The sequence below is a fragment of the Sinisalibacter lacisalsi genome, from assembly GCF_014640115.1.
Lineage (GTDB): Bacteria > Pseudomonadota > Alphaproteobacteria > Rhodobacterales > Rhodobacteraceae > Sinisalibacter > Sinisalibacter lacisalsi.
Genome location: NZ_BMGI01000003.1, coordinates 16,611 through 31,842, shown reverse-complemented (window position 1 = coordinate 31,842; position 15,232 = coordinate 16,611). Strand labels below are relative to the sequence as shown.

Below are 15,232 nucleotides of genomic sequence, written 5' to 3'. Positions count from 1 at the left end.
GCGCCACGCAGGAGGCATCACCATGGATATCATCGCACTCTTGGACCGGGTCGGCGAAGCCGAAACCGCCGCGCTCTTCGGACTGGCCACGGGGATCGTCTTCGGCGTCTCGGCGCAGCGCTCGCGGTTCTGCCTCCGGGCGGCGACGATCGAGTTCGCCCGCCGCACGCTGGGGGCCTCGGTTTCGGTCTGGCTTCTGACCTTCTCGACGGCGATGGTCTGGGTGCAGGCCGCTGTGCTCCTGGACTATATCCAGCCCGCCGACGCGCGGATGATGGCCGTCACCGGCTCGTGGTCGGGGGCGATCATCGGCGGGCTTCTGTTCGGCGTCGGCATGGTGCTGGCCCGCGGCTGTTCCGGCCGGCTTCTGGTAATGGCGGCCTCGGGCAACCTGCGTTCGATCGTCTCGGGGCTGATCTTCGCCGTGGTGGCGCAGATGAGCCTCAAGGGCTGGCTCGCGCCGCTGCGCGACGATCTCGCCATGCTCTGGACCACGAAAGGCGGGCGCAACGTCGATCTGCTCGCCGCGCTGCGGCTGCCCGACTGGGCCGGGCTCGCCCTCGGGCTGGCGATCGCGGCGCTGGCGCTGGTGCTGGCGCGGCGCAACCGGATCGGCGCATCGCGGCTGGTGTTCGCCTCGGGCGTTGGCTTTGCCGTGGCGCTCGGCTGGGCGCTCACCTCGGCGCTGGCGCGGGTGGCCTTCGAGCCGGTCACGGTCACCTCGGCCACCTTCACCGGCCCCTCCGCCAACACGCTGATGTTTTTCCTCGAGCGCAACCCGGTGCTGGAATTCGACGTGGGCCTCGTGCCCGGCGTGGTAATCGGCGCCTTCCTCGCGGCGCTGATCTCGCGCGAGTTCAGGTTCCAGGGGTTCGAGGGCGAGGCCAACATGCGCCGGGCAATGGTCGGCGCGGCGCTGATGGGCTTCGGCGGGATGTTGGCGGGCGGCTGCGCCATCGGCGCGGGAGTCACCGGCGGGTCGATCTTCGTGGCCACGGCGCTGGTGGCGCTGTTCTTCATGTGGGTCGGCGCGATGGCGGCCGATTACCTCGTCGACCAGCGCAGACTGGTGTTCCAGCCCGCCTGAGCCGGGCGGCAGACGCGATCGCGCGATCGCGTGGCACGCCGCCGCGTGGCGGCGTCCGCCCGGTCAGTAGAAACTCTGCGGGTCGATATCGACCGAGAGCCGTGTATCGCCCTTCGGCGTGAACTGCGCGATCCAGGCCTTGAGCGCAGTCTGCAGCGGCGCGCCCTTGTCGGCCTTCACCAGCAGGCGCACCCGGTGGCGGCCGCGAATGCGCGCGATCGGCGCGGGGGCCGGGCCGTAGAGCTGCGCCCCGACCTGGCGGAGCGGCGCGTCGGCGCGCGCCAGCGCGTTGCCGAGATCGAACGCCGCCTCCGCCGTCGAAGCCGAGATCACGATCCCCGCAAGGCGGCCATAGGGCGGCACCCCGGCCGCCTGCCGTTCCGCCGCTTCGGCCCGCCAGAACCCCTCCTCGTCGCCCGACAGGATCGCGCGGATCACCGGGTGTTCGGGCTGGAAGGTCTGCAACAGCGCCAGCCCCGGCTTTTCGGCCCGCCCGGCGCGCCCGGCCACCTGCCGGATGAGTTGGAAGGTCTTTTCCGCCGCGCGCAGGTCGGAGCCTTGCAAGCCCAGGTCGGCGTCGATCACGCCCACCAGCGTGAGCAGCGGGAAGTTGTGCCCCTTGGCCACCATCTGCGTGCCGATGATGATATCCGCCCCGCCGCCCGCGATCAGCTGGATCTGCGCCTTGAGCGCGCGGGCGGAGGCGAAGAGATCGGACGAGAGCACCGCCACCCGCGCCTCGGGGAAGCGTTCGCGCACCTCCTCGGCGAGCCGCTCCACCCCCGGCCCCACCGGCGCGAGCTTGCCTTCGGCCTCGCAGGACGGGCAGACCTCGGGCATCGGTTTGGTCTCCCCGCACTGGTGGCAGACGAGGCGTTTCAGGAACCGGTGCTCGACCATGCGCGCGTCGCAATGGTCGCAGCCGATCTGGTGGCCGCAGGCCCGGCAGATCGTCACCGGCGCGTAGCCCCGGCGATTGAGAAACAGGAGCGCCTGTTCACCGTTCTCGATCCGGGCGCGCACATGGGCCTCCAGCGTCGGGCTGATCCAGCGGTTGGCGGGCAGGTCTTCCACCCGCATGTCGATCGCGCGCATCTCGGGCAGCACCGCCGGGCCGAACCGCGATGAAAGATCGAGCCGGGTGTATTTGCCGGCCTCGGCATTGGCCCAGGTTTCGAGCGAGGGGGTGGCGGTGGCCAGCACCACGCGCGCGGCATTGATCGAGGCGCGCAGCACCGCCATGTCGCGCGCCGAGTAGAGCACGCCGTCTTCCTGCTTGTAGGATTGGTCGTGCTCCTCATCCACCACGATCAGCCCGAGATCGCGGAACGGCAGGTAGAGCGCCGAGCGCGCGCCCACCACCAGCGGCGCCTCGCCCTCGCCCGCCATGCGCCAGAGCCTCCGCCGCTCGGTCATCGTCACGCCGGAGTGCCACTCCGCCGGCCGCGCGCCGAACCGCGCCTCGACGCGCTTGAGGAACTGCGAGGTGAGGGCAATCTCGGGCAGAAGCACCAGCGCCTGCCGCCCCATCCGCATAGCCTCGGCCACCGCCTCCATGTAAACCTCGGTTTTCCCCGAGCCGGTGACGCCGCGCAAGAGCGTGGTGCCGTAGTCGCCCGAGCGCAGGCCCGCGCAAAGCGCCTCGGCGGCAAGGGTTTGATCGTCGGTCAGCGGCTTGCCGGGGGCGCTTGCGTCGAGCCGGGGATAGGGCAGATCGCGCGGGCTTTCCTCCTCCGCCACCGCGCCGAGCTTCACCAGCCCCTTCACCACCGACGAGGTCACCCCCGCCATCTCCGCCAGTTCGCCAAGCGTGAAGGCCAGCCCGCCGTATTGCTTCAGAACCTCCAGCACCCGCGCCCGCGCTTCCGTCATCCGTTCGGGACGGCCGGCGCCGAGGCGGTAGACCTTGCGCATCGAGGGCGGATCGGTGAGCCCCGGCGCGCGGGTGGCGAGCCGCAGCATCTGGTGCAGGGGCGTGAGCGTGTAATCACCCACCCGGGTGAGAAACTCCGCCATCTCGCGCCGCATGGGCGCCACGTCGAGCACGCGGGCAACCGCGCGCAGCCGGGCCGCGTCGAACCCGGTCTCGCCCGGCCCCCAGACCACGCCCATCACCTTGCGTGGCCCCAGCGGCACCTCGACGAAGGCCCCCTGCCAGCAGCCGCCCTCGGGGGCGCGATAGGTCAGCATCCGGTCGAGCGGCTGGGTGGTGAGCACCGCCACGCGTGTGCCCGCGTCGAAGAACGCCGCCCCCGCGCTCATTCCTCCGCCCCCCGGCAGAGCCACGGATTTGCGCCGGGCCGCGCCGCACAGGCCGCTTTGCCCTTTCTGCCGCGCTCGCCTTCCTGTATGAGGCGGGCGACGAAAAACCGCAGCAGACGACCGAGGGATGCCATGAAGTTCTTTGCCGATACCGCCGATGTCGACGCCATTCGCGAGCTTGACGAACTCGGGCTTGTTGACGGGGTGACGACCAACCCTTCGCTGGTCAAGAAATCCGGCCGCGACATCATCGAGGTCACCAAGGAGATCTGCTCCTTCATCGACGGCCCGGTTTCGGCCGAGGTGCTGGCGACGGAGGCCGACGCGATGATCGCCGAGGGCCGCAAGCTCGCCGACATCGCCAAGAACATCGCGGTGAAGGTGCCGCTTACGCTCGATGGCCTCAAGGCCTGCAAGGTACTCTCCGGCGAGGGCCACATGGTCAACGTCACGCTTTGCTTCTCCGCCACCCAGGCGCTGCTCGCCGCCAAGGCCGGCGCGAGCTTCATCTCGCCCTTCATCGGGCGGCTCGACGATATCGGCATCGAGGGCATGGAGCTCATATCCGAAATCCGCCAGATCTACGACAATTACGGTTTCGAGACGGAGATCCTCGCCGCTTCGATCCGCACCGTCAACCACGCCAAGGCGGCGGCGCTGATCGGTGCTGACGTGATGACAGCCCCGCCCTCGGTGATCAAGGCGATGGCGGCCCACCCGCTCACCGACAAGGGGCTCGACACCTTCCTGAAAGACGCGGCGGCGGCCGGGCTGAAGATCCTCTGAGCGCCGCTGGCCGGTTTTTGACGGGCGCCTTCGGGCGCCCGTTTTCATTTGCCGCGCCTTGCGCCGAATGAGAACTTTTTCGCTCTTGCCCCGTCTGAACGCAGGTTGCTGCGGAAAAAAGTTGCAGAAATCCGATCTCGCCTCTGCTATTCTTGGCGCAAACAAGAAAATACGAGGCAGCGACAGACATGACGAGCCAGGCTCCGATCAGCGACGAATTGCGCGAACAGCTCATATCCCAGCCCGAGGTGATCCTGGAGGATCACGACATGATGCGCGCGCTGGTGGCCGCGAACGAGCGCGCCATGGGCGCCAATATCGTCGACCTTCGCGGCATCGCGATGGAGCGGCTCGAGGCCCGGCTCGACCGGCTGGAGGAAACCCACCGCAGCGTCATCGCCGCGGCCTACGAGAACCTCGCGGGCATGAACCTCATTCACCGCGCCGTGCTTCGGATGCTCGACCCAGGGGATTTCGAGGTGTTCATGAACGATCTCGGCGGCGAAGTGGCCGAGATCCTGCGCGTCGATTGCGTGCGGCTGGTGCTGGAAACGGCGGTGGCCGAAGAGAGCCCCGCGGTCAAACGGCTGGGAAAGGTGCTGGTGGTGGCCGAGCCGGGCTTCATCTCCACCTATCTCGGCCAGCAGGCCCATACCGAACGCCCCGTGACATTGCGCCAGATCCGCGAACAGGACGGACAGATCTACGGCGACAGCGGTTTCTGGGTGCGGTCCGAAGCCTGCATCCGGCTCGACCTCGGCGCGGGCCGTCTGCCTGGGTTGCTGGTGATGGGCGCGGAAGACCCGCACCAGTTCAAGCCGGGCCAGGGCACCGATCTGCTGGCCTTCTTCGGCGGCGTCTTCGAACGTGCGATGCGCCGCTGGCTTTCGTGAGTTATTGTTGGAAAACTGAAAACGCTATCCGGCTATCGCGCCAGTCAACGCGCCAAAATGTTCGAAAATTCGATGTCTGACACACTCGCCATATCGCCGGGCGCGCGCGATGCCCTTGCCGGCTGGCTCGATCACATCCGCGCGCTCGACGGCGCCGCGGAGAACACGATCGAGGCTTACCGCGCCGACGTAGCCGGGTTTCTCGCCTTCATGGCAGAGCATCACGGCGCCGGCCAGGGGCGCGCGGCGCTGGCCCGGGTGGGGCTCAGCGACATGCGCGCCTGGATGGCGCATGAGCGCGGGCGCGGCGTCGGCCCCCGCTCGCTGGCGCGCGCACTCTCGGCGGTGAAAGGCTTCTACCGCTGGCTCTCGGAGCGCGACGGGTTCGACGCCACGGCGGTGCTCTCCACCCGCAGCCCGAAGTTCACTCGCAAACTGCCGCGCCCGGTCTCGCAGGACGCAGCACGCGAGGTGATCGCAACCGCCGAAACCCAGGCCCGCACAGGCTGGATCGGGGCGCGCGACGCGGCGGTGATCACCCTGCTCTACGGCTGCGGTCTGCGGATTTCCGAAGCTCTCGGGCTCACCGGGCGCGATGCCCCGCTCGGCGAGGTGCTGCGGATCCGTGGCAAGGGCGGCAAGGAGCGGCTGGTGCCGGTTCTGCCCGCGGCGCGCGACGCGGTGGCGGCCTATCTCGCGCTCTGCCCCCATCCGCGCGAGGCCGGCGCCCCGCTGTTTCGCGGCGCGCGCGGCGGCGCGCTCAACCCCCGCATCGTGCAGAAGGCGATGGAAACCGCGCGCCTCCAGCTTGGCCTGCCCGCCACGGCCACCCCGCACGCGATGCGCCACAGCTTCGCCACCCACCTGCTCAACGCCGGCGGCGATCTGCGCGCGATCCAGGAGTTGCTCGGCCACGCTTCGCTGTCGACGACCCAAGCCTATACCGCCGTCGACACCGCGCGGCTGATGGAGGTTTACGAGGCGAGCCACCCGCGCGCGCGATCGTGACGATTTGAGCCAAATCGTGCAGATCGCTGCACGGTTTGTTCATCCTTCCGAGTCATCCTGATGCGGTTTGAAGGCCCCAGCTTGACCAGAAAGGACGAGCCATGAACTCGCTGTCACCCTACTCGCTCGCCGATGTCCACCGGCCCGCAAAGGCCATCGGCGCCGCGCTGCAGTCCGCCGGCAATCTTGTCGACAAAGGCAAGGCGATGATCGCCGAGCACCGCCAGGCCGAGAGCGGGCCGCGCGCCCGAATCGAGGCGTCGAAGGATTTCGCACAGGCTTTGGTGCACGGTCTCGACCGCGGGGTCGACGCGGTGAAAACCTCGATCGACCACGTGCGCGCCAACCCCGAAAGCGCGATCGCGCTCGCCGCGTTCGCCGCCGAACGTGCGGCCCAGGCGCATCACCGGATCGCCAGCGCCCCGCCTACCCTGCCCGGCGCGCCCGCCGCGCAGGCACCTGAAAACCTGCCGGATTTCAGCCATATCCGCGCCGCCTACACCGCCCTGATCCGGCTCACCTGAGGGTTTCGAAGGCGGGCGCAGCCGCGGCGGCAAGCGGTTTTCCCGGTGGGTCAGGCGCGTTTGCCGGGCTTGGCGCCCGACCGGGCGATTCGCCCGTCGCTGGTGCGCCCGTCCTCCTGCAGCCCCGCCAAGCGCCATGCCGCGCGCCCATGTCGAAAACCTTCAGGCCCGGCGTTTGCCCGCGCCAGTCGTTCAACGGCGTTGAACGAAAGCGATGTTTCCGCCATGAAGGCGGGCATGAGACTTTCGACCAAAGCCCTGTTCGTTCACCTCTTCACCGCCATCGGCGCAGTGTTCGCCATGCTGGCGATGCTCGCCGCCGTCGAGGAGCAATGGGGGTTGATGTATGTCTGGCTCGTGGTGGCCTTCGTCGTCGACGGCATCGACGGCCCACTCGCCCGGCGCTACGACGTCAAGACCAACGCCCGCCAGATCGACGGCGTGCTGATGGACCTGATCATCGACTATCTCACTTACGTCTTCATCCCGGCCTATGCGCTGTTCAAGTCGGGCCTGCTGCCGGGCTGGACGGGCTGGATCGCGATCATCGTCATCACCTACACGTCGGTCGTTTATTTCGCCGATACGCGCATGAAAACGAAGGATAATTCCTTCGCCGGCTTCCCCGGGTGCTGGAACATGATGGTGATCGTGATCTTCGCGATCAAGCCCGATTTCTGGATCACCCTCGCGCTCGTCGTGGCCCTCGCGGTGACGATGTTCACCCCGCTCAAGTTCATCCACCCGGTGCGCACACGGCGTTGGCGCGCGGTCTCGCTGCCAGTGGCCGTGGCCTGGACGGGCTTTGCCGGCTGGGCGGCCTGGGTCGATTTCGACCCCGAAAGCTGGGCCCATTGGGGGCTGGTGGCAACCTCCGTCTACCTGCTTTTCGCAGGCATCGCGCAGCAACTGCTCCCGCCCCGGAACGGCCGCGCGCCAGCGTGAGGCGGCGCGCGGCGGCGCTCAGGTCAGGGCGCTGTTGCAGCGGGCGCAGGTGCCCGGGTGTGCATGGCTCCCGACATCGGGCAGGATCTTCCAGCAGCGTTCGCACTTCTCGCCCTCGGCCTTCTCGAATACCACGCCCACGCCCTCGATCTCGGGAAGGCGGAACGCCTCGTTCGGCATCGGATCGGCGGTGATCACGATATCGGAGGTGATGCAGATATCGGCGAAATCCACCGAGTGGAGCGCCTCGGCGAGATCGGCGTCGCGCACGTGCACCACGGGGGCGGCCTCGAGCGAGGCCCCGATCACCTTGTCGCGCCGCTGCAGTTCGAGCGCGGCGGTGACGACACGGCGCGCGCGCCGGATGCCGGCCCACTTCCCGGCGAGGAGCGGATCGAGCCAGGCCTCGGGCGTTTCGGGGATGTCGACGAGGTGCACCGAGCTGTCGTCGCCCGGGAAGCGTTCGAGCCAGACCTCTTCCATGGTGAACACCAGCACCGGCGCGAGCCAGGTGGTGAGGCGATGAAACAGGATGTCGAGCACCGTGCGCGCGGCGCGGCAGGTGGTGCCGTCGGCCGGATCGCAATAAAGCGCGTCCTTGCGCACGTCGAAGTAGAACGACGAAAGCTCAACCGTGGCGAAGTTGAACACCGCCTGGAAGGCGCCCTGGAAGTCGTATGCGTCGAAGCCCTCGCGCACCGTCTTGTCGAGCTCGGCGAGCCGGTGCAGCACCCAGCGCTCCAGTTCCGGCATCTCCGCCGGATCGAGCCGCTCGGCCTCGTCCCAGCCCGCGAGGTTACCGAGGATGAAACGCAGCGTGTTGCGCAGGCGGCGGTAGCTGTCGGCGGTGCCCTTGAGGATCTCCGGGCCGATGCGCTGATCGTTGGTGAAATCGGTCTGCGCCACCCACAGCCGCAGGATGTCGGCGCCGTATTGCTTCGTCACCTCCTCCGGCACGATCGTGTTGCCCAGCGACTTCGACATCTTCATGCCCTTCTCGTCGAGCGTGAAGCCGTGGGTCAGCACGCCCCGGTAGGGCGCGCGGCCCTTGGTGCCGCAGGCCTGCAGCATCGAGGAATGGAACCAGCCCCGGTGCTGGTCGGTGCCTTCGAGGTAGAGATCGGCGATCCCGTCGGGGCTGCCGTCCTCGCGGTCGCGCAGCACGAAGGCATGGGTCGAGCCGCTGTCGAACCACACATCGAGCACGTCGAACACCTGTTCGTAGTCTTCCGGGTTCACGATGCCGTCGAGCACACGGGCCTTGAAGCCCTCTTCATACCACACGTCCGCGCCGTTCTCTTCGAAGGCGGCGGTGATGCGGGCGTTGACCTCGGGGTTCTGGAGCAGGAAATCCGCATCGGTCGGCTGCGCGCCCTTCTTCGTGAAGCAGGTGAGCGGCACGCCCCAGGCGCGCTGGCGCGAGAGCACCCAGTCGGGCCGGCCCTCGATCATCGAGTAGAGCCGGTTGCGGCCCTTGTCGGGGGTGAATTTCACCAAGCTGTCGATCGAGGTGAGCGCACGCTGGCGGATGGTGTCGCCGTAAGCGCCCATGCCGTCGTCGAGCTTGTGGTCGATGGCCACGAACCACTGCGCCGTGTTGCGGTAGATCACCGGTGCCTTGGAGCGCCAGCTGTGCGGGTAGGAGTGCTTGATCTTGCCACGCGCCAGCAGGCCGCCAACCTCGACCAGCTTATCAATCACCGCGCCATTGGCGTCCCCTTCCCAATCTCCCTTTTTGGCTTTCTCGCGCAAGATGCGTTTGCCGCCGAAAAAGGGCAGGCCATCGCGGAAAGCGCCTTCATCCGTCACGTTGTAGGTGATGACCTGATCGAGCATCCCAAGACCGCGATAAAGTTCGTATTCCTCCATGCCGTGCGAAGGTGCGCAATGAACGAAACCAGTGCCTTCCTCGTCGGTGACGAAGTCGGCAGCGCGAAAATCGCGCAGGTCGTCCCATTCCCCGTTCGCGCCTTCAGCGTGGGCGAAGGGGTGTTGCAAAAGGATCCCTGAAAGGTGCTCTTGGGGCACGTCTGACACACGCTTCCACATGCCGTCTTCCAGCCGGGCGCGGCGCATCACGTCGTCTGCCAGTTTGTCAGCGAGGATGAAGCGGTCACCTTTCGCGGCCCAGCATTCCCCGGGCGTGTCGGTGACTTCGTAGAGGCCGTAGGCAATATCCGCGCCATAGACCACAGCCTTGTTCGAAGGGATGGTCCAGGGTGTCGTCGTCCAGATTACCACACTCGCATCCAGCAGATATTCTTTTTCTTTCCGCGCCTGCGCAGCTTCTTCATCGGATTTCCCGGTCCCTACGAGTTGCGGATAGATCGGGAACTTCACCCAGACCGTGAAGCTCTCCTTGTCGTGATACTCCACCTCGGCCTCGGCCAGCGCGGTTTTCTCCACCGGCGACCACATCACCGGTTTGGAGCCCTGGTAGAGCGTGCCGTTCATCAGGAACTTCATGAATTCCTCGGCGATCACCGCCTCGGCGTGGTAATCCATCGTGAGATAGGGATCGTCCCACTTGCCGGTGATCCCGAGGCGTTTGAACTCGTCGCGCTGGATGTCGATCCAGCCTTCCGCGAACTTGCGGCATTCCTGGCGGAAATCGACGATGTCGACCTTGTCCTTGTCGAGCCCCTTGGCGCGGTATTGCTCCTCGATCTTCCACTCGATCGGCAGGCCGTGGCAATCCCAGCCCGGCACGTAGCGCGCATCGCGGCCCATCATCTGCTGCGAGCGCACGATCATGTCTTTCAGGATCTTGTTCAGCGCGTGGCCGATGTGCAGGTGGCCGTTGGCGTAAGGAGGGCCATCGTGCAGGATGAAAGGCTCGCGCCCGCCTTTCTCGCGCAACCGGTCATAGATGCCAATCCGCTCCCAGCGCTCGAGCCAGCCCGGCTCGCGGGCGGGCAGGCCAGCGCGCATCGGGAAGTCGGTTTCGGGAAGGTTGAGCGTGTCTTTGTAGTCGGGCGTATCGGCGCACATCGCTTGCGTTCCTTGGCAAAAGTCGCGTGAGTTCTAGGGGAAGGGCGGCGCGGGGTCCATACGCCTTTACCCGGCGGCTCGTGGTCAGAGCGCCGGGCTCGTAATTCGAATGACGATCGCGTGTGCCAGCATCATGGCCGCGTTATAGGCGCGCAAGCGAAGGCCGTAAAGCCGCTAGGGCGCGGCGCCGGTCCGCCCCGCCGCCCAGCGGTTGAGAAAGGCCAACCCCGCCAGCGCCAGCCCGAGCGCGAGGAAAGAGGCCACCCTGAGCAGCCCCACCAGCCCCGAGGCGTCGACAAGGAACACCTTGGCGACGGTGAGCGCGATCACCGCCATGGCGAGCTTGCGCAAGCCCCCCGAGCGGCGCGCGATGGCCTGGTAGAGCAGCCCCGCGCCGATGACGAGCAGCGCGATGGTGTAGGAATAAAGCTCCGGATCGGTGAAGCCCGCGGCATTCATCGCGTCGCCACGCCAGGCGTGGCGGATGGCGAGGAAGAGCCACACGGCGGCAAGAACCGACGCCGCCGTGCCGATAACCCGGCGCAAGCCCAGGCCGAGAAAGGCGAAGCGCGCGGCGATGAGCGCGAGCACCGCCCCGGGCAGCAGGTAGGCGGGCAGAAGCGTGTTGAGGGCGATCGGGCCGAGCACTTGGGTATTCGCCCCGCCATTGACCAGCGGATTGAGCGGCCCCAGGGCAACGGCGAGCGCGACAAGACCGATCAGGCCGTAGATCGCCGCCAGCACACGGCGGACGCGCGCCATCATCCCGCCGGTCTGCATCCGCCAAAGCTGCGCCGCCGCCATCGTGAGCCAGATCGTGGCAAGGAGGCCGAAGGCCCAGTGCGTTTCCGTGCCGCGGCCCGGCGCCGCATCCTCGATGATCCGCATCAGCAGCACCGAGGCGAAGACCGCCGCGAGCGACCAGGCCGCGCTCTCGGCGACCATCACGGTCTTGGGCCGGGCCAGCGGGCGCAGAAGCACCAGCGCCGCCACCAGTGCGCCCACCGCGCCGCCATAGCCCAGCACAAGTTCCCAATAGGGCGCGTGCTCGGCCCAGGGCAGGCCCGGGTCGATCACCAGCCGCCAGCCCATCAGCACCGCGCCCGCCTGCACCACCGCACCGAGCGCGGGCATGGCGAAGCGCCGGTCGAGCGTGGCCGCGGCGAGGGTGAGCGCGGCGAAGGCCAGCGTGAGCGCGGTTGTCGTCAGGATCAGGCTCAGCGCGAAGGCGATGAGGGCGAAGGCGGCCAGCACGAAGCCCGCCGCGCGGGCCTTGCTTGCGCCGTCGACGCGGGCGAAGGCGAGCGCGAGCGCCGTCATCATCGCCGCCAGCGCGGTGGCGGTGAGCGCCCAGGGGTAGGCGCCGAGCACCTGGGCCGGGCGCCACAGGGTTTCGAGCGCGGCGAGCATCGCCGGAGCGGTCAGCGCCGCCCCCGCCGCCCAGGCCACCGGCCAGCGTGCGCCGCGCCGCGCGCGCCATGCGGCGGCGAGGCTGGCGAGGGCGGCGAGCGCCACGAGGAGGATCGGGTCTTGCGGCACCGGCGTGCCCTCGGGGGCGGTGAGCGTCGCCCGGAAGGCGCGAAACGCGGGTGCGCCATCAAGCGCCTGCGCCGCCGCCAGCGCGACCAGCCCAAGCGCGGGCAGGGCCGCGAGGTCTTCCAGCGCCTCGGCCCGGTCGGCCCAGACCGCCACGGCGAAAACCAGCGCGACGAGCGCGATGGCCGCGATCCAGAACGCACCCGCGCTGTCGAGCGAGACGAGCACCAGCGAGCCGGAGGCCACCGCCATGCTCGCCGCCACCAGCCGGGTCGGAAACGCGGGCCAACCGCGCGGGCGGCCCTTGGCGAAAGCTTCGACGATGGCCGCGCCGCGATGCGCGGGCGACAGGCTCAGCACCGGCACCGCCATGCTCGCCGCCACCAGCCCGGCGAGGAAGGCCACGAAAAACTCCGGGTAGCCCGCGCCGAGAAACAGCAGCCACCCGGCGGGAAAGGCCAGCGCCAGCGTCAGCACCGAAACCCAGGCCCAGCGCCGCACCGCGTCGATCGCGAGGCCGGCGAGCGCGATCAGGGCGAAATAGCCGTAGAAGGCTTGCGGGATATCGCTCTCGCCGCCCACGAGGAAGGGCGCGACGAAGGCGCCGGTGAGGCCGACGGCGGCCAGCAATGGCCCGGAATACCAGCCCAGCACGATGGCCAGCGCCGCCACCGCGACGAGCCCGGCGAGCGCGGTGCCGGGGCCGATCAGGGCGTAGAGGTGCAGCGCCGCAAGCAGGGCGAGAAACAGCGTCACGATCCCGGCGCCGGAGAAGACCGAGGGCAGGTAGGCGGTGGTGGCCTCTTTCGTGTCGCCCCAGCGGCGGCGGATGTATTCCCCGGCCAGCACCAGACCGGCGCCGAAGACGAGCGCCGCGATGACCCGCGCCGACGGGGTGAGCAGACCGGTTTCGATGCCGTATTCGACGAAGTAGAGCCCCGCGAACGCGAGCGAGATGGCGGAGACGGCGTAGATCCAGTTCGCCTTGAGCCAGGTCAGGAGGGCGCGGGCCTTGTCGGCGCGCAGCACCACCGCGCGCGGTGGGCTATCGGGCCGATCCGGGGCCTTTGCGGCGGCAGGTTCGGGTTCGGCGGCCTCGCTCGTGGCGGGGGCCTGCGTGGCAGCGGCTTCGCGCGGCGTGGCCTGTCGGCTGTCCCTGCCCGGCGCTGCCTCCGGGGCAACACCCGCCTGCCCGCGCAGCGCCTCCAGCGCGGTTTCCAGCGCGCGCACCCGCTTTGCTAGGCCCACCGTCCACACCGTGACGACGATGAGCAGAACCGGCAGCGCCAGCCCGGCGAGCACCATGAGAGCGATCAGCGCGTCCATACCCCTACTCCACCACCCCACCCGGAGCATATCCGGCCAGATTGGCGGAAATCCCCTTCCCCGTCCAGCGGCGTCAGCCCCAGGGCAGCGTGAGCGCAGGCCGGCTGAGCATCAGCCACAGGATCGCCAGAACCGAGAGGAACGCGGGAAAGCCGAAGGCGAACCAGATGCGGTTGAGCCGGTCGAACCGCGCCGGCAGCGGTTCACCGCTGGCAACGCAGGCGCGGGCGATGTCGCGCAATTGCGCCTGGATCCAGACGACCGGCAGCCAGAACGCGCCGACCAGAACGTAGAGCGCCAGCGCGGCGACGATCCAGCCCTCGGTGAGCGGCCAGCCCAGCGCCAGCGCGAGCAGGATGCCGGTGACCGGCTGGGCCACCACGGCGGTGGCGGTGAACACCATGTCGGCCAGCACCACGACGCCCGCGACATGGGCGATGAGCGCCGCCTGCCGCGTGCGCACCGCCATGACCATGAAGAAGGCGATCCCGGCCCCGGTGCCCAGGAGCACCGCCGCGCCGATCAGGTGCAGCCAGCGCAGGAGATCGACCCAGAGCATCAGCGCGCTTCGAGCATGGCCCGGGTGGCGAGCGCGGCGGCAATGATCAGCAGAAGGTTCGCCCCGGCGCCGAAGGGATCGGCCCACATCGCGGGCGCCATGAAGCTCAGCGCGGCACCGTAGAAGATCGTCACGAACACCATCATTACCAGCGTGCGCACCGCCAGCCGCCGCACGAAGAGCGAAAGCCCCAGCGCGATCGAGAGCGTCGAGAGCGCGGCGACGACGAGACGGGTGGTGAACTCGGGCATGCCACGGGTGATGAGCGTTTCGGTGACCCCCGGGAAGGCCCACAGCCCCGCTGCGCCCTTCCAGATCCAACTGACCGCCAGCGCGAAGAGCAGGAGCGGCACGAGCAGTTGAACGCGGGCGAACAGGCGGTCTTCCACCCGGGCGGGGAAGCCCCGGTAGGTCTGTTCGAGCGAGAGCGCGTCGCGTCCGAGCGCGCGCTGGGTGCCTTCGGCCCGACCCACCACGCCGCCCTCGATCGCCCGGAGCGCGGTGCTGCGCAATGGCGAGCGCCAGCCGAGGCGGCCGAAGAGATCGGCCACATGCCCGACCATCGCCACCAGCGGCCTTGGCAATCCGACGGTGAGCCGCGCGGGCTTGAAGCCGAGCCAGCGCCGGGTGGCGGCGACGATATCGACGACCGGGTGCACCTCGCGCGCGACGAGATCGGCCTCGGTGCCGGGCGGGGTGATGCCCTCGACGGTACGCACCACCGCCAGCGCCACGTCGTCGACCGAGACGGTCTGCACCGGCGCGGTTGGCAGCGCGATCGGTTGCAGGAAGGGCACGGCGGCGAGCGTGCGGATCAGCGTGGTGCCTCCGTAGGAGGTGGGCGCGATGACAAGGCCGGGGCGGAAGATCCACCAATCGGTGCGCGCCGCGCGCACCAGCGCGTCGCCCCCGGCCTTGGTGCGGTAGAAGGCAAGCGGCGCATCGGGCTCCGCCCCCACCGCCGAGATCTGCACCAGCCCGGTGCCCGCCCGCTCGCAGGCCGCCGCCAAGGCACCGATGGCGTGCAGGTGCACCGCCTCCAGGTCGTCGGCGCGCGACGCCTGCAACGTGCCCGCGCAATTCACCACGACATCCACACTCTGGGTGAGCGGCCCCCAGGCCTCGGGCCGGGTCATGCGCCTGAGGTCGTGATAGACCCAGGGCAGGTCGGGCAGCACCCGGCGCGCCATTGCCCGGTCGCGCCCCAGCGCCACGACATCGTGGCCGCGCGCGGCAAGCGTCCGGGCGACATGGGCACCGATGAGCCCGTAGGCCCCGAGCACGAGAATCCGCGATGGCTGGTTATCGGCCATGG

The 15,232-nt window shown here is 68.9% G+C and carries 11 protein-coding genes; 6 read left to right on the top strand and 5 right to left on the bottom strand.

The features are described 5' to 3' along the window. Positions 1-22 precede the first annotated feature (22 nt). Complete coding sequence (locus tag IEW01_RS09730) at positions 23-1,087, top strand: YeeE/YedE family protein (RefSeq protein WP_188527445.1); 1,065 nt, start codon at positions 23-25, stop codon at positions 1,085-1,087. Between the two features lie 63 nt (positions 1,088-1,150). Here the strand turns inward: IEW01_RS09730 and IEW01_RS09725 are convergent, their stop codons facing one another. After that, positions 1,151-3,349 carry a primosomal protein N' gene (locus tag IEW01_RS09725; protein ID WP_188527444.1) on the bottom strand — a complete coding sequence of 733 codons (2,199 nt, stop codon included), beginning with the start codon at positions 3,347-3,349 and terminating at the stop codon, positions 1,151-1,153. A gap of 132 nt (positions 3,350-3,481) precedes the next feature. Here IEW01_RS09725 and fsa point away from each other — a divergent pair, with 132 nt between their 5' ends. The 5 genes from fsa to IEW01_RS09700 all read left to right on the top strand — a co-directional run bounded on the left by fsa (position 3,482) and on the right by IEW01_RS09700 (position 7,505). After that, a complete protein-coding gene (gene fsa / locus IEW01_RS09720; protein WP_188527443.1) occupies positions 3,482-4,135 on the top strand; it encodes a fructose-6-phosphate aldolase in 654 nt (217 codons plus the stop codon). Positions 4,136-4,323: 188 nt separating this feature from the next. Continuing rightward, a complete protein-coding gene (locus IEW01_RS09715) occupies positions 4,324-5,028 on the top strand; it encodes a DUF484 family protein (RefSeq protein ID WP_188527442.1) in 705 nt (234 codons plus the stop codon). Between the two features lie 72 nt (positions 5,029-5,100). Next, positions 5,101-6,036, top strand: coding sequence for a tyrosine recombinase XerC (locus IEW01_RS09710; RefSeq protein WP_188527441.1), 936 nt, complete (start codon positions 5,101-5,103; stop codon positions 6,034-6,036). Positions 6,037-6,137: 101 nt separating this feature from the next. Continuing rightward, positions 6,138-6,560 carry a hypothetical protein gene (locus IEW01_RS09705; protein ID WP_188527440.1) on the top strand — a complete coding sequence of 141 codons (423 nt, stop codon included), beginning with the start codon at positions 6,138-6,140 and terminating at the stop codon, positions 6,558-6,560. A gap of 237 nt (positions 6,561-6,797) precedes the next feature. Then, positions 6,798-7,505, top strand: coding sequence for a CDP-alcohol phosphatidyltransferase family protein (locus IEW01_RS09700; protein WP_188527439.1), 708 nt, complete (start codon positions 6,798-6,800; stop codon positions 7,503-7,505). An 18-nt stretch (positions 7,506-7,523) separates the two neighbouring features. Here IEW01_RS09700 and ileS read toward each other — a convergent pair whose 3' ends face one another. The 4 genes from ileS to IEW01_RS09680 all read right to left on the bottom strand — a co-directional run bounded on the left by ileS (position 7,524) and on the right by IEW01_RS09680 (position 15,230). After that, the gene (gene ileS / locus IEW01_RS09695) at positions 7,524-10,496 is read right to left on the bottom strand and encodes an isoleucine--tRNA ligase (RefSeq protein WP_188527438.1); all 2,973 of its coding nucleotides are present in this window, start codon (positions 10,494-10,496) and stop codon (positions 7,524-7,526) included. Positions 10,497-10,670: 174 nt separating this feature from the next. Next, the gene (locus IEW01_RS09690) at positions 10,671-13,358 is read right to left on the bottom strand and encodes a DUF2339 domain-containing protein (protein ID WP_188527437.1); all 2,688 of its coding nucleotides are present in this window, start codon (positions 13,356-13,358) and stop codon (positions 10,671-10,673) included. 73 nt (positions 13,359-13,431) lie between these two features. Further along, complete coding sequence (locus tag IEW01_RS09685; protein ID WP_188527436.1) at positions 13,432-13,917, bottom strand: DUF2269 family protein; 486 nt, start codon at positions 13,915-13,917, stop codon at positions 13,432-13,434. Continuing rightward, positions 13,917-15,230, bottom strand: coding sequence for an SDR family oxidoreductase (locus IEW01_RS09680; RefSeq protein WP_188527435.1), 1,314 nt, complete (start codon positions 15,228-15,230; stop codon positions 13,917-13,919). Before IEW01_RS09680 ends, IEW01_RS09685 begins: the two co-directional genes overlap by 1 nt. Positions 15,231-15,232 lie beyond the last annotated feature (2 nt).